General features: G+C 31.2%; 22 protein-coding genes. All 22 read right to left on the reverse strand.

The genetic code is table 11. From position 1 onward, the window contains the following. Positions 1 to 77 precede the first annotated feature (77 nt). Entirely contained in the window at positions 78 to 524 is a 447-nt protein-coding gene (gene rplI / locus GC105_RS05800) for a 50S ribosomal protein L9 (RefSeq protein ID WP_152802658.1), read from the reverse strand. After that, positions 521 to 2,521: a GGDEF domain-containing protein gene (locus GC105_RS17575; protein WP_193708298.1), complete on the reverse strand. Its 2,001-nt coding sequence runs from the start codon at positions 2,519 to 2,521 to the stop codon at positions 521 to 523. The genes rplI and GC105_RS17575 overlap by 4 nt, the downstream gene beginning before the upstream one ends. 99 nt (positions 2,522 to 2,620) lie before the next feature. Further along, positions 2,621 to 2,848 (reverse strand): 30S ribosomal protein S18, encoded by a 228-nt coding sequence (rpsR, locus tag GC105_RS05810; protein ID WP_152802662.1) that lies wholly within the window; start codon positions 2,846 to 2,848, stop codon positions 2,621 to 2,623. A gap of 18 nt (positions 2,849 to 2,866) precedes the next feature. Continuing rightward, positions 2,867 to 3,289, reverse strand: coding sequence for a single-stranded DNA-binding protein (locus GC105_RS05815; protein ID WP_152802664.1), 423 nt, complete (start codon positions 3,287 to 3,289; stop codon positions 2,867 to 2,869). 16 nt (positions 3,290 to 3,305) lie between these two features. Next, entirely contained in the window at positions 3,306 to 3,593 is a 288-nt protein-coding gene (gene rpsF, locus GC105_RS05820; RefSeq protein WP_152802666.1) for a 30S ribosomal protein S6, read from the reverse strand. 222 nt (positions 3,594 to 3,815) lie between these two features. Further along, positions 3,816 to 3,992 carry a DUF951 domain-containing protein gene (locus GC105_RS05825; protein ID WP_152802668.1) on the reverse strand — a complete coding sequence of 59 codons (177 nt, stop codon included), beginning with the start codon at positions 3,990 to 3,992 and terminating at the stop codon, positions 3,816 to 3,818. A gap of 33 nt (positions 3,993 to 4,025) precedes the next feature. Then, positions 4,026 to 4,664: a CvpA family protein gene (locus GC105_RS05830; protein ID WP_152802670.1), complete on the reverse strand. Its 639-nt coding sequence runs from the start codon at positions 4,662 to 4,664 to the stop codon at positions 4,026 to 4,028. A gap of 77 nt (positions 4,665 to 4,741) precedes the next feature. Next, positions 4,742 to 4,927, reverse strand: a complete 186-nt coding sequence (locus GC105_RS05835; protein ID WP_152802672.1) for a hypothetical protein — start codon at positions 4,925 to 4,927, stop codon at positions 4,742 to 4,744. A gap of 630 nt (positions 4,928 to 5,557) precedes the next feature. After that, positions 5,558 to 5,827 (reverse strand): YkuS family protein, encoded by a 270-nt coding sequence (locus GC105_RS05840; protein WP_193708299.1) that lies wholly within the window; start codon positions 5,825 to 5,827, stop codon positions 5,558 to 5,560. Positions 5,828 to 5,879: 52 nt separating this feature from the next. Next, positions 5,880 to 6,377 (reverse strand): hypothetical protein, encoded by a 498-nt coding sequence (locus tag GC105_RS05845; protein WP_152802676.1) that lies wholly within the window; start codon positions 6,375 to 6,377, stop codon positions 5,880 to 5,882. A gap of 78 nt (positions 6,378 to 6,455) precedes the next feature. After that, positions 6,456 to 7,310 carry a ParB/RepB/Spo0J family partition protein gene (locus GC105_RS05850; RefSeq protein ID WP_343029967.1) on the reverse strand — a complete coding sequence of 285 codons (855 nt, stop codon included), beginning with the start codon at positions 7,308 to 7,310 and terminating at the stop codon, positions 6,456 to 6,458. Continuing rightward, complete coding sequence (locus tag GC105_RS05855; RefSeq protein ID WP_152802678.1) at positions 7,303 to 8,079, reverse strand: ParA family protein; 777 nt, start codon at positions 8,077 to 8,079, stop codon at positions 7,303 to 7,305. The genes GC105_RS05850 and GC105_RS05855 overlap by 8 nt, the downstream gene beginning before the upstream one ends. A 272-nt stretch (positions 8,080 to 8,351) precedes the next feature. After that, a complete protein-coding gene (gene noc, locus GC105_RS05860; RefSeq protein ID WP_152802680.1) occupies positions 8,352 to 9,161 on the reverse strand; it encodes a nucleoid occlusion protein in 810 nt (269 codons plus the stop codon). Positions 9,162 to 9,173: 12 nt separating this feature from the next. Continuing rightward, entirely contained in the window at positions 9,174 to 9,914 is a 741-nt protein-coding gene (gene rsmG / locus GC105_RS05865; RefSeq protein ID WP_207706946.1) for a 16S rRNA (guanine(527)-N(7))-methyltransferase RsmG, read from the reverse strand. Further along, a complete protein-coding gene (gene mnmG / locus GC105_RS05870; protein WP_152802684.1) occupies positions 9,892 to 11,766 on the reverse strand; it encodes a tRNA uridine-5-carboxymethylaminomethyl(34) synthesis enzyme MnmG in 1,875 nt (624 codons plus the stop codon). The genes rsmG and mnmG overlap by 23 nt, the downstream gene beginning before the upstream one ends. 9 nt (positions 11,767 to 11,775) lie before the next feature. Then, positions 11,776 to 13,161, reverse strand: coding sequence for a tRNA uridine-5-carboxymethylaminomethyl(34) synthesis GTPase MnmE (gene mnmE, locus GC105_RS05875; protein ID WP_152802686.1), 1,386 nt, complete (start codon positions 13,159 to 13,161; stop codon positions 11,776 to 11,778). Between the two features lie 59 nt (positions 13,162 to 13,220). Beyond that, positions 13,221 to 13,847: an RNA-binding cell elongation regulator Jag/EloR gene (gene jag / locus GC105_RS05880; RefSeq protein ID WP_152802687.1), complete on the reverse strand. Its 627-nt coding sequence runs from the start codon at positions 13,845 to 13,847 to the stop codon at positions 13,221 to 13,223. After that, positions 13,844 to 14,521: a YidC/Oxa1 family membrane protein insertase gene (locus tag GC105_RS05885; protein WP_152802689.1), complete on the reverse strand. Its 678-nt coding sequence runs from the start codon at positions 14,519 to 14,521 to the stop codon at positions 13,844 to 13,846. Before GC105_RS05885 ends, jag begins: the two co-directional genes overlap by 4 nt. Before the next feature lie 24 nt (positions 14,522 to 14,545). Beyond that, entirely contained in the window at positions 14,546 to 14,758 is a 213-nt protein-coding gene (yidD, locus tag GC105_RS05890) for a membrane protein insertion efficiency factor YidD (RefSeq protein WP_152802691.1), read from the reverse strand. A gap of 4 nt (positions 14,759 to 14,762) precedes the next feature. Further along, complete coding sequence (gene rnpA, locus GC105_RS05895) at positions 14,763 to 15,098, reverse strand: ribonuclease P protein component (protein ID WP_152802693.1); 336 nt, start codon at positions 15,096 to 15,098, stop codon at positions 14,763 to 14,765. A gap of 54 nt (positions 15,099 to 15,152) precedes the next feature. Next, positions 15,153 to 15,287: a 50S ribosomal protein L34 gene (gene rpmH / locus GC105_RS05900; protein ID WP_152802695.1), complete on the reverse strand. Its 135-nt coding sequence runs from the start codon at positions 15,285 to 15,287 to the stop codon at positions 15,153 to 15,155. A gap of 115 nt (positions 15,288 to 15,402) precedes the next feature. Further along, on the reverse strand, positions 15,403 to 17,325 hold the full coding sequence (locus GC105_RS05905; protein WP_343029973.1) for an ABC-F family ATP-binding cassette domain-containing protein: 1,923 nt from the start codon (positions 17,323 to 17,325) through the stop codon (positions 15,403 to 15,405). Between the last annotated feature and the right edge of the window lie 6 nt (positions 17,326 to 17,331).

Raw genomic sequence — 17,331 nt, forward strand, 5'->3', positions numbered from 1 at the left:
AATATTTACTCCTTTTTCAATTGCTACTATTCTATTTGTCAGATTTCAATAACTATAAATTTTTGTGATATTACTATTTATTGTGGTATTACCTTAATTTTTAATTCTCCAAATATATTTGGTTGAATTTTGATTGTTACTTCTACACTTCCAATATTTCTAATAGGTTCATCTAGATTAATCTTTCTCTTGTCAACTTCTATACCTTGAGTTGTTTTTAATGAATTGTAAATATCTTTACTAGTAATAGAACCATACAGCTTTCCATCTTCAGCTGCTTTTGCTTGTATTGTTAGTGTTGTATTAGAAATCTTCTCTGCTAATAATTTTGCCTGCTCTGTTTCTTTTTGCTTCTGCACTAGTTTAGCCTTGTTTTCTTCTTCATTTCTTTTTAAATTTGTATTTGTTGCCTCTATTGCCAAACCTTTTGGAAACAAAAAATTTCTAGCATATCCGTCTTTCGCTTTTACTAATTCCCCTTTTTTACCTAAACCTTTTACATCTTCACTTAAAATAACTTTCATTTATCTTCACCTTCCCTAATATAATCTTTTATCTCTTGCTTAAGCATAATCTTTGCTTCTTCATTACTTACATTTTCAAGTTGTGCACCTGCAACACTCAAGTGTCCACCACCACCAAGTTTTTCTAAGATCACTTGAACATTCACATCTCCAAGGGATCTTCCACTGATGATAGCCACACCATCATCTTGCGCAATTACGAATGATGCATTAACACCTTGTAAATTTAATAATTCATCAGCAGTTTGAGCAACTATAAGTTTTATTTTATCAGATGTGTAGTCTATTGATGCTATTGCCATATTTTCTTCAGTTATTTCGGCATCTTTTACTGCCTCTATTTTGGCGACGAATATATCTTTATCATCTTTTAATAACTGTTTGCATTTGTTTATATCTGCTCCTTTTCTTTTTAGAAAGGAAGCAGCTTCAAAAGTTCTTACACCTGTTCTAAATGAAAAGTTTTTAGTATCCATATATATGCCAGCTAAAAGTGCAGTAGCCTCTACTTCTTCTAATTTAATGCCTTCATCCATGTACTCAATTATCTCTGATACTAATTCACAAGTTGAAGATGCATACGGTTCTAGATATACCATTACCGCATCATCTATAAAATCTGAACCTCTTCTATGGTGATCAATAATTATTATTTTTTCTGCCTTATCTAAAATATTGCTGTCTTCGACGAAGCTCCTTCTATGGACATCAACTGCAATAACTAATGTATTGCTTGTAATATTTTTACTCGCGATTTCAGATGAAATAAACACATCACTGTAATTATTCTTAATCAGTGTTTCATATAGAATATCTACAGATGGATTTGACTTATTGAAAATAATATTGGTTTCTTTGTCTAGAAACTTACTACATCTATATATTCCTAAAGCAGCGCCTAAACAATCAACATCTGGTATCTGGTGCCCTAGTATATATACTTTGTCTGAATTTTGTATCAATTCCTTTATACCATGAGCTTTAACTCTAGCCTTTACCTTTGTTCTCTTTTCTATTGCCTGAGATTTACCACCATAGTATGAAATTTTTTCATCTTTTTTTACTACACATTGATCTCCACCTCTTGCAAGAGCAATGTCTAGAGCAGACTTTGATAATCTTTGGCTATCCATAAAAGATAGTGAGTTTTGAGAATTTCCTACCCCAATACTTAACGTAACAGGTATCTTATTTCCGCTTTGCGTTTCTCTTATAATATCAAGTATATTAAATCTCTTTTCCTCCAAGGGAGATAAATATTTTTGTTCAAATACCATTATATATTTATCAGTTTCATATTTTTTAATGAAAGCATCCAACTCTTTTGCCCACGCATTAATTTTTCTATCTATTACTGCGTTAATTAGAGGTCTGTAACTCTCGCTACTATCTTGAAGTACTTCATCATAATTGTCTATTTGAATATACGCTATTAAAGGTTTTTCTGATATATAGTTTTGTTTTATTAACTCATAATCTGTAATATCCAACCAATAAAGCATAAGAATATCTTCACTATTAATACTCTCCACAGCATTTGAAAAAACTTTAAAAATCTTTTCACCAAGGGAGTAATTTATTGAGTTTTTATTTCCAATAATTTTATTAATATCATTTAAGTCTATATCGGTTAATAAATCTGTTATTTTCATAGACAGAATATTGGTTTCCACTTTACATGCTTCTCTAAAATAAGAGTTATACCATATAACTTCTCCATCTTTTTTTATTATTAAAAGAGGAAATGGCAGGTCTAGCAATATATTTTGTGTAGCTGCATCAATGTCAAGTGTAAGATTTTCGACTATTTCTTTCCATCTTTCTTCACTTTTATAAGTAGTAGTCGCTTTGTAGTAAACTAGATACACAAAAATAACACCACCTATTAAAGATATAATTATATTATATCTGAAAAGTATCAATACCAGTATCCCTATAATCCATAAATATATGTTCTGGTTTGGAATAAAAAACTTAATAATTTTTTTGCTATTCACTGTCTTCACCACTCCTGTGAACTTGAAGTTCACGTTTATATACATTCTTTAATCATTAATAAAAAATGGTTCCTAACAGGAACCATCTATTAACTTTATTTATTCTGCTGTGTATGGTAACAATGCAACACTTCTAGATCTCTTGATCGCTATCGTTACTTGTCTTTGATGTTTTGCACAATTTCCAGTAACTCTTCGAGGAAGTATTTTGCCTCTTTCTGTAATATACTTACCTAGAGTCTTTATATCTTTATAATCTACATGATTCAATTTGTTTTCACAAAAAAAGCATACTTTTTTCTTTCCTCTTCTAAATGGTTTTGCCATTATCTTTTCCTCCTTATCCTAAAATGGAAGATCATCATCATCTTCTTCCATTGGATGAAAATCATCTAATGGAACTCCAAAATCTTGATTACCTTTATCATTATTTGGATGATTATTGTCTTTCTTGTTAGATCCTAAGAAAGTAACTTCTTCAGCTATAACCTCAGTAACATACCTTTTGGTTCCGTCATTTGCTTGATAGTTTCTAACTTGTATTCTTCCATACACTGCAACTTGACTACCTTTACCAGTGTATTTAGCTGTGTTCTCACCTTGATTACCCCAAGCTACTATAGGTATAAAATCAGTTTCAGTTTCTCCATTTTTTGATTTAAACTTTCTATTTATTGCAATAGTAAAACTGGCTACAGCCGTACCTTGTCCAGTATATCTCAACTCTGCATCTTTAGTTAATCTTCCTATTAATACTACTTTATTCATACGGTCACCACCTTTATTAATCTTCTTTGCTTAATATCATGTGACGTATAAAACCTTCATTTACCTTGAATTCATGCTCAAGATCAATCAATACTTCATTATTAGCATTAAAGTACATTAATACATAATATCCTTCAGTGTATTTATTGTTTATAGTATAAGCTAATTTTTTCTTTCCCCATTCTTCAACGGATTCAATCTCACCTGATTTTTCGATAATTGCTTTAATCTTTTCTACTATTTCTTTTACAGTGTCTATAGCTAGTTCTGGGTTTAGTATAAACATAGTTTCATATTTTCTCATTATAATTCACCTCCTCTTGGACTATGGCTCTTTAAAAAGAGCAAGGAAAAAAACATGTTGTAATATTGCTCAACACATTATATTAAAATATATCACATCTCTTCTTATTATACAAGTTTTTTTCATACACATCTATATTAATTTTCTTATATCAACTATACAATTCTTTATTATGTATTTATATCTATCATTAATACTTTTGATTCTAACGGTGTATAACTCTTATTCTACAATTTTTTTAACTCGTTTTTCGAACTTCTCTCTGGACAACATAACAATTCTTCCACATCCTGTGCATTGTATTTTTATGTCCATACCTATCCTAATTACTTTCCATGTATCACTGCCACATGGATGTTTTTTTTTCGTTTGGACCACTGAGTTCAAATCATAATCCATACCATTCCTCCTCCTATTGTAATTCTAACATTATTAATAAAATACGTACCCTATATAAAAATAGGGCGCAATTACTGAGTTGTTTAATGAATTTACTAGCCCTTCATGACTCCCAACCATAGCGACAGTATATATTATAGTGACAACTACTAAATTAACTACTACTCCCTGTATTATCCCAATAAACGCTCCGCCAGCTTTATTAAAAAAGTTTAATACTGGTAATTTTGCTAATGCATCCACACTTCTTGCTAGAATATACAATACTAATCTAACAGACATAAATATTACTATATAACTTATTATATGTATAAAACCTGTTGTAATAATATCATCCATTCCAGAAGTTATGTTCAATGAATTTCCATTAACCATTTGTGTTATGTACCCTTGGGCTCCACTTGGTATATTATCAACCACTTTACCGCTCATCCATGTATCAGATCCTAATAAACTGTTTCCCATTCCTGATGAAAACAGCGAATTCATGTTTTTATAGAGACTTGTTCTTTCTATTATATATCTTGCTAGATCTCTATAAAAGAAATTTGCCACCAATACAGATGCAAAAAATGACAGTAATGATGTTAATGTTAAGACTAAACCTCGCCTAAACCCTGACAATATGCTACCAATAAATATTAAAACAATAGAAACATCTATCCAAGACATCAACTTAATCCTCCCGCATAATTATAACTACTTTATATTATCACAAATTCTAACGATATTACTTAAAACTAACTTTATTACATATTTCTCCTCAGCAGCTCTGTAGCCACCGTTGTTTGCACTTGCTCCTTTGAGAAGTGAGGAGTGAGAAGTAATATGCTTGATACTAGAGGTTTACAGCTTTCAGTTAGATAAGCTCTTTTGACCATAAGCTCCAGTCCTTCATCCAGCTTCTCGCCCTCTAGCTTCCCAATTGCATCCAATCTGCTGCAGATTTCACCTCGACCGCTTTGCGGTCTCAGTCGTTGGCACTTGTTCATAGAAGTCATTTGTTTTTCTCGTACAAGCACGGAAAATCATATGACTTCTGCGAACCAATCTGCTGCAGATTTCACCTCGACCGCTTTGCGGTCTCGGTCGTTGGCACTTGTTCATAGAAGTCATTTGTTTTTCTCGTGCAAGCACGGAAAATCATATGACTTCTGCGAACCAATCTGCTGGTTCGAATACTATATCATATTTTGGGTGGTTGTACTTAGATCCTGCTTTGTCCTACGCAGATTGCTTCGACCGCTTTGCGGTCTCAGTCGTTGGCACTTGTTCATAGAAGTCATTTGTTTTTCTCGTGCAAGCACGGAAAATCATATGACTTCTGCGAACCAATCTGCTGGTTCGAATATTATATCATATTTTGGGTGAAAGTACTTAGATCCTTTTCTTCTTTACCATAATTTCGCAATAGTTATTTTATTGTTTTTATCGTAAGTAACTCTTCAAGAATTACTATTAATATTTTATGATTTCAGTATTGGTTGTGTTTTTTCATTTTTAACCTCTCCCGAGAATCGCCTCTATCGCTTTTAATCTTCATTCTCTAGTATAAGTGTCGTAATTTAAAACAAAGGGCTGTATAGCCTCTTTTTAAGGATTTCATCGACGTCTTTTGCATTCTTATTCTTAATGTCTATAAGTAGCACTCCACTCGTATTTGCGGAATTCATTAGGCTTGAGTTATTTATATTTTCTAGAATGCCTTTTTCATATCCGCTGTGATATAATACTGCATCTACTTTTTCTTTTGAATCTGGACTTGTAATATGATACCCTTTTTTTATTAACTCTTCTGATATATTTTTATGTGATTTATCTATTGCTAATATCAATAATAACACCTCCATTGATATTATGAAGGTGTTATTATTTTTTATACCTTATTTATTTAGTTAATTCATTTTTACTCATATATTTTCTAGTAACAAGACCTAAATATCCACCTATAAATATAATTAAAAATACAACTGCAACATTAATATCTAGCTGAATGTATATATTGCTTTCTCCGAATAGGTTCATAATTAAAACAAATGGTTTATTCCAAAATAGTACTGGTGTCCCTAAGAAGTAGAAAAGACTAAAGTGTTGAATTTCGCTAATATTACTTAATCCTTCTAAAACCTGGCAAGCTATTAAGTAAATAGTTATAGGTAATATGCTTACTAAGCTCAACATCATCATTTCCACTTCATTCTTTCTATCTGGCCTTATCCCAAATGCGAATCCTGTCAATAACCATATAGTTACTGTGAGGGCTAGTATAGCACCCGATACCGCCATACTCTTCGATTCATCAAATGTATAAATGTATGATACTATTAAATGGAGAATATTCCCCACAACTGCAAACTTTATTATGTCACTCCACTTTTTTTTCATTACTATCCTCCGAACTTTTTATGTGTTAGCACAATTTATTCTTTAAAATAGCTGCAGATTAATGTTTCACGTGAAACATTAATCTATTAACTGCCTTATAATGCGCTCTAAATCATCATCGCTATAATATGTAATCTCTATTTTCCCCTTAGAATTTTTATGTTTAATACTCACTTTCGTGCCCAATAGATTCTGAACTTTTTCTTGTAGTTCTAAGACAAAGTCGCTATTCCTTATTTCTTTTTCATTTATTTTAACTTCATCAATTCCATTATTCTTAATGTGTACTGCTTTCTTTTCCGTTTCTCTTACAGATAATTTTTCTTTTATAATTCTTTCTGCAAATCTTTCTCTGAAAATTTCTGGTATAGATAAAATTGCCCTAGCGTGACCTGCTGTCAATTTGTCTTCTATGACTAGTCGCCTTATATCTTCTGGTAGCTGCAGTAATCTTAAAGTATTTGCTATTGCCACTCTGCTCTTTCCAAGACGTATAGATATTTCATTTTGTGTCAGTGCATGCTTATCCATTAGTTGTTTATACGCAATAGCTTCTTCAATGTCATTTAAATCTTCTCTTTGCAAGTTCTCTATTAAAGCTATTTCCATTACTTCTTTGTCTGAAATTTCTTTTATTACTACAGGTATTGTCTTCATACCTGCCTTCATAGCAGCTCTCCATCTTCTTTCACCTGCTATAATTTGAAATCCATTCTCAATTTTAGACACTATAATTGGCTGTATAATACCATGTTGTGCTATAGAGTCAGATAACTCCTGTAGTTTTTCTTGATTAAATTCTTTTCTCGGTTGACTCTTATTAGGAACGATTTCTTGAATATCTATTTCTATATTATTATCTACGTTTTTATCAGCAGCCTCTGGTATCAATGCATTTAATCCTTTACCCAATCCTTTTTTAGTCTTATTCACTGACTCTATTTCCTTTCTCTATAAATTCCTTTGCAAGGTTAAAATACGATAGTGCACCTTTTGATTTATCGTCGTATTCTTCTATTGTCTGACCGTGACTTGGTGCTTCAGCAAGTCGTACGTTTCTTGGTATAATAGTTTTATAGACCTTTTCTCTAAAATACCTGCAAACTTCATCTACCACTTGTAACGATAAGTTTGTCCTAGCATCAAACATTGTAAGAACAATGCCCTCTATCTCCAAGTCGTTGTTCAGACTTCTTTTAACTAAATTAACAGTATTCATGAGTTGACTTACACCTTCAAGAGCATAATACTCACACTGAATAGGTATTAAAACAGAGTCGGATGCTGCCAGAGCATTTATAGAGATCATTCCCAGTGATGGAGGACAATCAATAAATATATAATCATATCTACCTAAAATAGGCTCAAACAAATTCTTAAGCCTTAGTTCCTTTTGGGAAAGTGCGTTAATTTCTACCTCTGCACCTGCAAGACTAGGATCAGAAGGCACAATATCTAAATTATCATACCCAGTTTTTAAAATTATGTCTTCTAATATTACTTCATTTACCATGCCATCATATAAAGTGTTTTCCAACTTATCTTTTTGTATTCCAAAACCGCTCGTAGTATTTCCTTGAGGATCTGCATCAACTACTAATACCTTATATCCTAATATACTTATATATGTACTTAAATTAATATTTGTAGTAGTTTTTCCAACTCCACCTTTTTGGTTAAACACCGAAACTACTCTTGTCATATTTAGTCTCCTTTTGTTAATATACTACTATTCTAACACTTCTAGTATAGATATTAAAGATATATGTTTCACGTGAAACATATATCTTTAATAAATGATGCACTGGCTAACAATATTTAAGTGATCCTTTGTATATTTTATAGAAAACATTGAAATGATGGACGACTTATATGGTAATAACCTCTAAATAGATCTTTTGGATATTCACTTGTATTAGTAATAATAAAAATACCTGACTTGATTTCAAACAAGGTCAGGTAATATGTGTATCATTATTTTTTATTGAGTATTATCTTGACTTCTATGTAATCCCCTAAATCTTTTTCTTGATATGAGGCTTTAATACCAGTTTTGAGCACTTCATTAAATGCGCTCTTTATGGTATTTAAATATATTTTCATATTAATAAAGCTTTTAATTCTCGCTCTGGAATTTTTAGTAATCTTTTCTTCATAATTATTGATTAAGACTTTATCCCTTATTTTTTCAATTAATTCCTCTGATTTTTTTACATTGAGCTTCTTTTTGACGATGCTATCTAAGGCTTCCTTTTGCAAAACCTCATCTGGAAGTCGCAATAATGCTCGTGCATGTCTTTCCGATAAGTTATTATCTAATACTTCTCTTCTTACATCTTTGTGTAGTCTTAGTAATCTAAGTTTATTAGCAACAGTAGATTGATTTTTACCTACTTTTTTAGCAATTTGTTCTTGTGTTAAATTATGTAATGTCATCAACTGATTATAGCTTTCTGCTTCTTCTATATAATTTAAGTTTTCTCTTTGAATATTTTCAATTAAAGCCATGATAGCTGAGTCTACTTCAACTACTTCATTAATTAGAGCTGGTATCTCAAGTAATCCTGCCATCTTAGAGGCTCGTAGTCTTCTTTCACCCGCAATTAACTCATAGGAGTTATCACTAAACTTTCTAACGTTTATTGGTTGTAGAACGCCATACTCCTTAATAGATTGGGTCAATTCTTCTAAAGCACTTGTTGAGAATTTTGTTCTAGGTTGATATGGGTTCGGTCTAATATACTCAATTGGTATATATTCGATCCTCATTTTAATATTTTCCATATATTACCTCCTCTATAACGGGTTCTTATTTGGCATACCAGGTTTTCTAGGATAAGTCTTTGGTGTCTTACTTGACTTTCTAATAGTAACTATATTTCTTTCTAATAGCGCAGTAGGTATGCATATATTTTCAATATTAGGCTTGTCTCCTCCTAGAAGAGTAATAGCAGGTCCTGCTAGCTTAATTTCCTCCATACACTTAGGTCCTTTTGAAGCTATCATAAGTCCTCCCACTTTAGCAAGTGGTAGACATAATTCTGTTAATGTTTGCATATTAGCAACCGCTCTTGAAACAACTATATCATACTTTTCCCTATTTTCTATATCTCTACCTAAATTTTCAGCTCTCTCATGTATTAAATTTACTTTAATATCAAATTTACTACACGCTTCGTCAATAAATTTCAACTTTTTTTCTACAGAGTCTACTAAAGTAATATCAATAAAGGGATATAGTATTTTTAATGGTATACCAGGAAAACCTCCCCCAGTTCCTATATCAATGATTTTAATGCCATCGTATACATAATCTTTATTAATCATTATTAGGGAATCAACAATATGTTTATAGATGAAATCACGTCTATCTGTAATTGATGTTAAATTTAAATATTTATTTTTTTCCAAGAGGTATTCCATAAACTGAAGTATCAAATCTATTTGTAACGGACTCATTTCAATCTTTAATTTATCTAAACACTCTACTAATAACTCTCTTTCATTCATTAAATCACCTTTTTTTATAGTATTCAATAGCAACCATCAATACTGATATGTCAGCTGGTGAAACACCAGATATCCTCGAGGCTTGTCCTAGTGATAGTGGTCTTATTTTATCAAGTTTTTGTCTTGCTTCAATTCTCAAACCTTTAATTGTTCTATAATCTATATCCTCCGGTATTATTTTATGTTCTAACCTTTTGTGTTGTTCAACTTGTATTCTTTGTTTTTGTATATATCCTTCATACTTAATTTGTATCTCTACCTCTTCAGTTATATCCTTAGTAATATCTGGTCGATTCACATCAATAATTTTTGACTCATTGTATTTCACTTCAGGTCTTTTCAATAATTCATAATATGATACAGCATTTTTTAATGGAGTACTCCCAATTGTTGTTAAATAATTATTTGTTTCTTCACTATTCTTAATTATTGTTTTACGCAATCTTTTTAATTCGTTCTCTATTCCAAAACATTTAACTTTAAACTTTTGATATCGTTCCTTTTTTATAAGTCCAATATCGTAACCTATTTGTGTTAATCTAATATCCGCATTGTCTTGCCTCAACAGTAGTCTATACTCACACCTAGAAGTCATCATTCTATAGGGTTCAGTAATACCTTTTGTAACAATATCATCTATTAAAACGCCTATATACGCTTCTGATCTATCTAAAATTATTGGTGGCTTGCCTAACACGTATTGAGTTGCATTTATACCGGCTATTAAACCTTGTGCACCTGCTTCCTCATAACCAGATGTCCCATTAATTTGGCCTGCAAAAAATAAACCACTAATAGCTTTGTACTCTAATGTCGTCTTTAATTGCAATGGATCTATATTATTATACTCGATTGCATATGCAGATCTCATTATCTCTGCATTTTCTAATCCTTTAATAGTATTTAACATCTTAATTTGTATTTCTTCAGGTAGACTTGATGACATTCCCTGTACATAGAGTTCATTAGTATGTATACCTTCAGGTTCAATAAACAATTGATGTTGAGGTTTATCAGAAAATCGTGTTACTTTGTCTTCAATTGATGGACAATACCTTGGTCCCACACCTTTTATGTCTCCACTAAATAAAGGGGATAAGTGTAAATTATCTCTTATAACCTTATGTGTATCTTCATTTGTATATGTCAAATAACAAGGAACCTGTTCTATATCTATTTCGTCTGTTTCAAATGAGAATGGAACTATATCTTGATCTCCATACTGAATTTGCATCTTTTCAAAATCTACTGTTCGTTTATCTATTCTCGCAGGGGTACCAGTCTTAAATCTCATTAATTCTATATTCAGTTCTACTAAATTATTAGACAGTTCAACTGAAGGAAATAATCCATTTGGTCCTCCATTAAAACTTACATCTCCAATAATCACTCTAGAATCTAAATATGTCCCCATAGTTAATACTACGCTTTTCGACTTGAAAATCGCACCTGTCTTAGTTATAACACCTCTAACATTTTTTTCTTCTACTAGCAAGCTAACTACTTCATGTTGCTTTAACACAAGATGCTCTTGATCTTCAATAGTTTTTTTCATTTGTGTTTGATATACATACTTATCAGCTTGTGCTCTAAGAGAGTGTACAGCAGGTCCTTTTGCAGTATTTAACATTCTACACTGTATCATTGACTTATCAATATTTTTACCCATCTCTCCACCAAGAGCATCAATTTCCCTTACTAGATGCCCTTTTCCTGTTCCACCTATAGAAGGATTACAGGGCATTAAAGCAACAGAATCTAAATTCATGGTTAGTAAAATAGTATTCAGCCCTATTCTAGCACTTGCAAGTGCCGCTTCACAACCTGCATGCCCTGCACCTACAACAATGACATCATAGTCTCCACCATTATATTGCATCCATTTCACCTACTTTCCTATACAGAAATTCTTGAATATTTGATCTATTAGATTTTCGTGTATTGTATCTCCTGTAATTTCTCCTAAGAGATTCCAAGCTTCTTTTAGATCAATAGAAATAATTTCTAATGGCATTGATATATCAATAGTATTAATTACACTTTTCAAACATATTAAAGATTGTTGTAGTAAATTAATATGCCTAATATTTGATATTATCTCAAATGACTCAATTTCAAAACCTTTTGCACTTATTAAGTCTAGTATCGTTTTCTTGAGTATATCAATACCTAGCTCTTGAGTAGCAGAAATTTCAACAACTTCTTTATCATACGTCTTAGCAATATTGTCGACGCTTACTATACTATCTTTATCTGCTTTATTTACAACTATTATTGCCTTTTTGTCTTTTACTAATTCTAATAGAGCTATATCCTGTTCTTCTAGCTCTAAGCTTCCATCTAACATCAATAAAACTAAATCACTTTGTTCTAGTATTTGTACCGTTTTCTCTATTCCCATTTTTTCAATAATATTTTCTGTTTCTCTTATTCCTGCAGTATCAATTATCTTAAGGGGAATACCTTCAATATTAATATACTCTTCAATTGTATCTCTTGTAGTCCCAGCAATTTCAGTTACTATTGCTCTTGACTCTCCTATCAACGCATTCAATAATGAAGATTTGCCCACATTGGGTTTCCCAATTATAGCAGTATTAACACCTTCTCTAATCAATCTACCATTTTCTGCATTATAAATTAGTTGTTCAACTTTTTCTACAGTGCTTTTTGTCTTATCTAATATAAGGTCATAAGATACGTCTTCGATATCATATTCTGGATAATCGATAGATGCTTCGATATGAGCTAGCATTTCTAAAATACTATCTCTAATTTCACTTATTGTTCTAGAAATACTCCCTCCCAATTGCTTCATAGATATATTTAAACTTTTATTCGTTTTAGAATTAATTATATCAATAACAGCTTCTGCTTGTGCCAAATCGATTCTACCATTTAAAAATGCTCTTTTAGTGAATTCACCTGGTTCAGCCAATCTAGCACCACAGTCTACTAATAAGTTCAAAATGTTTTTTACAGGTATAATACCACCATGACAGTTTATTTCCACTACATCTTCTCTAGTATATGTGTTTGGAGAGATCATTTTTGAAACTAAAACCTCATCTATAACTATACCATCCTTAGGATTAATAATGTGACCATATATAATTTTTTTATCTTCGTAACTCTCAAAAGCTTTTGCTTTTGATTTAAATATTTTATCAATAATATAAAATGACTTTAATCCTGTCATGCGAACGATACCTATACCAGCAAATCCTACTGGTGTAGAAATCGCTGCAATAGTATCTTCCAAATAAGCGCTCATATTTTCTCACTTCACTCTCTTTATCATATTATTAGTTGTTTTATGTAAAAAAACCAGCTTTAGCTGGTTTTCTTTATATCTATAACAACTTTTCTAAAGGGTTCTTCTCCCTGGCTAAAAGTATATATCTTATTATTCTTTTGCAACGTAGCATGAATAATACGTCTTTCATATGGATTCATAGGCTCGAGTTCTATCTTCTTTTTTGTACTTATAACTCTATGAGCCAGTTTCTCCGCTAAATCTTTCAAGGTTAACTCCCTTTTCTTTCGATAATTCTCAGTATCTAATACTACTCGTACATACTGCTCTGTCAATTTATTTATAACTAAACTTGTAAGATATTGTAGTGAGTCTAGAGTTTGACCTCTCCTACCTATTAGAATACCCATATCTTGACCTGTCATAACAATACTTAACACGTTTTCATCAAGGCTAGTTTCGATATTTGCTTCTATGCCCATAGCAGATACAATATTGTTCAAATAGGTCTTAGCAATCTTACAAAGATCTGTATTTATTATTACCTCAACTTTAGCATACCTGTTGCGAAACAATCCCATTATTCCACCACTAGGTAGTTCTAATACTTTGGTTTCTACATTTTCTCTACTGGTATCTAATTCCTTTAGTGCAAGGCTTATAGCCTCTTCTACAGTTCTTCCCTTAGTTACAACCTTTTTCATTTATTTATTACCCCCTTACGGGCAGTACCTCTCATAATAAAAAATTGTTGTATATATGTGAAAATATTTTGTGTTACCCAATAAATAGCTACTCCCGATGGAAAAGTCCACGCAAAAAAGCCAATCATTAAAGGTGACATTATTTTCATAGTTTTATTCATTTGTTTCGCCTGATCATTGCCACCAGATTGTGAAGGCATATTAGTCATATATAGGTAAGTAGTAGCTGCAGCTAAAATAGGTAATATATGCAATGGATCAGGATCTCCTAAACTAGGCAACCATAAAAAGGATTTTTCTATAGCTGCGTACGCCGCTTCTGATCCGAAAACATATTTAGCTGGTTGTTGTAACACCCTAAATAGTCCTATAATTATAGGAAATTGAATTAATAAAGGTAGACAACCACCCATAGGATTCACATTATGCTCTTTGTATAACTTCATAGTTTCTTCATTAATTTTTTCTTTATTGTTAGCAAACTTTTTTTGTATTTTCTGTATTTCTGGCTGCAGTTTCGTCGTTTCTTGTAAAGATTTTGTTTGCTTAATGTTAATCGGTAATAGTAGTAACTTTGATATAATCGTAAATACAATTATTGAAACACCGTAATTGTTTACTAGATTAAATATAAAAAGTAACAAACTCCCAAATACTTCGTAAAGTATAGACATACTGTCCCCCCTAAATTATACCTTTCATACTAAAGGATCGTATCCCCCAGGATGAAATGGATGACATTTAATTATTCGATTAATAGATATTTTCATTCCTTTTAATACACCGTACTTATCAAAGGCTTTATAACAATACTCTGAACAAGTGGGGTAGAATCTACATCGTCCAGGAATCAATGGTGAAATAAACTTACTATATAAACTTATACAAAATAATATAATTTTCTTTAACATAGAATCACTTTTCTAATAAATTATTTTTTTTCATCAAATGTTTTAATGCACTTTGAACTTCGCAGTAGGAACTATTTTCTATCCCGACTCTTGCAATGAAAATAATATCATATCCTTTTACAAATTTTTTGTCATTTAATCTGTAGCTCTCCTTGATAAGCCTTTTAACACGATGCCTAACAACACTATTTCCATTTTTTTTGCTTACTGTAATTCCTAATCTATTATAATCAAGCCCATTACTTACATAGTAAATAACCAATAATTTATTACCATAAGATTTTCCGCTTTTGAATATGTTTTGGAATGTCCTGTTATTAAATGAGATAATCTTATCCATTATTAAATTCGCCTACTTTTTTAAAGATTAACAAAAAGGCCACAGTATGCGGCCTTAAGCTGATAAGCGCTTTCTTCCTTTTCTTCTTCTTTCACTCAAAATATTTCTTCCACTTTTAGTAGCCATTCTTTTTCTAAAACCGTGAACTCTTGATCTTTTCCTCTTTTTAGGTTGATAAGTCATTTTCATTTTAAAACACCTCCTAATGGAAATACATTTATATTAAACATATTTATAGTATTTGCTATTCTTATGTTTCACCCTAGAATTATATATTTAAAGACAAAGCTTGTCAATAACATAATTAGGAATTAGCTCTCATTTCTCGGTCTAGATTACATAGGTATTCCTGACGCTCCATCTTGATTATAAGTTCTTCTTCTAATAATTCTTTTTTCGCTATAAGAACTTCAAGTTTTACAAAATCACTAACATTATTAGTTATTTCTAAGTCAACATGCTCTAGCTCATTTTCAAGCTTTAATAAATCTATATCAATACTATCATACTCTTTTTGTTCGTTATAGGTAAACTTACGTTTAATTCTTTTTTCTCTATCCGTACTTTCTAATGGGCTAGTTTTTTTATCATTTTTAATATTATTTATGAGTTTATTATTATCTGATACTTCATATAGTCCTTGACTCTCTCGGTATTCAAAGTAATTACCTGTATACTGTACTACTTTACCATTACCTTCACAATCTAAAATCTTATTGCAGATTCTATCCAAAAAATATCTATCATGAGACACAGCAATAATAGGTCCTGAAAAATCGTCTAAATAATTTTCTAAAACTTTTAAGGTGTCAATATCTAAATCATTTGTAGGTTCATCAAGGATTAGTACATTAGGCGCCCCCATAAGAATTCTCATTAGGTATAATCTTCTTCTTTCTCCACCAGATAGTTTAGAAATAATTGAATACTGTAATGATGGCGAAAACAAAAACTTTTCCATCATTTTAGCTGCACTAATTTGAGTTCCGTCAGCAGTAGTCACTATGCCTGAGTTTTGTTTAATATAGTCAATTGCTCTTAATGATATATCCATATCTTCTGAATGCTGATCAAAATATCCTAATTTAACTGTTTCACCTATTGTAATAAAGCCTTTATCTGGAGCTATTTTTCCTGTGATTAAATTTATTAACGTACTTTTACCTGCACCATTATCTCCAATAATTCCAATCCTGTCAGTTCTTTGTAACATATATGAATAATCTTGTATAATTATCTTATCGTCATAAACTTTAGTTACATTACTTATCTCAATTATCTTATTACCTAGACGAGTGTGAGCAGTAGTCATTTCTAAATTAGCCTCATCAGTACTTACTTTGGTGTCTCGTAGTTCTTCAAACCTTTGAATTCTTGCCTTTTGCTTTGTAGTTCTCGCTTTTGCACCTTTTCGTATCCAGTCTAATTCTTTTTTAAAAAGATTATTCTTCTTGCGTTCTAAAGAAGATTCTATATCTTGTCTCTCTATTTTTTTCTCAATATAGTATGTATAATTTCCCTCATAGCTATACAAATTACCATTATCTAATTCGATTATTCTATTTACTGCTCTATCTAAAAAGTATCTATCATGTGTAATCATGAGAAGGGAACCTTTTCTACTTTTTATATGACTTTCTAACCAATCAATCATTTTACTATCTAAATGGTTTGTAGGTTCATCAAGAATTAACAAATCACAAGGTGAGACTAATGCACCAGCTAAGGCTGTCCTTTTTTTTTGACCACCTGATAATGTATTTATCTTAGCATAAAAATCAGATATACCAAGTTTAGTAAGTATTGTTTTTATTTGACTTTCCATATCCCAAGCACATAATGAATTCATTTCATCAGTAAGTTTATAAAATTCATTTTGAACCTTCACATCTTGAGGACTTTCATCCATTTGTAGTAAAACTTTATGATACCTATTAATTGTCTTAATTATTGGAGATTCACTTTTGTAAACTTGCTCTAAAACTGTAGCGTCTCCATTAAAATTTGGATTCTGTGGAAGGTATTCTATTCTCATACCATTTGTTTTCTTAATTGTTCCTGTTTCACTGATCTCATGACCAGCAATAATCTTTAAAAGTGTAGATTTCCCAATCCCATTTATCCCGATTAATCCTACTTTTTCGTCATTAATGCTTAATGACAAATTATTAAATAGAACCTTATCTCCATAACCTTTTGATATGTTCTCAGCTGTTATTATACTAATAGTAAA

This window comes from Alkalibaculum sporogenes (assembly GCF_009362815.1).
GTDB lineage: Bacteria > Bacillota > Clostridia > Eubacteriales > Alkalibacteraceae > Alkalibaculum_A > Alkalibaculum_A sporogenes.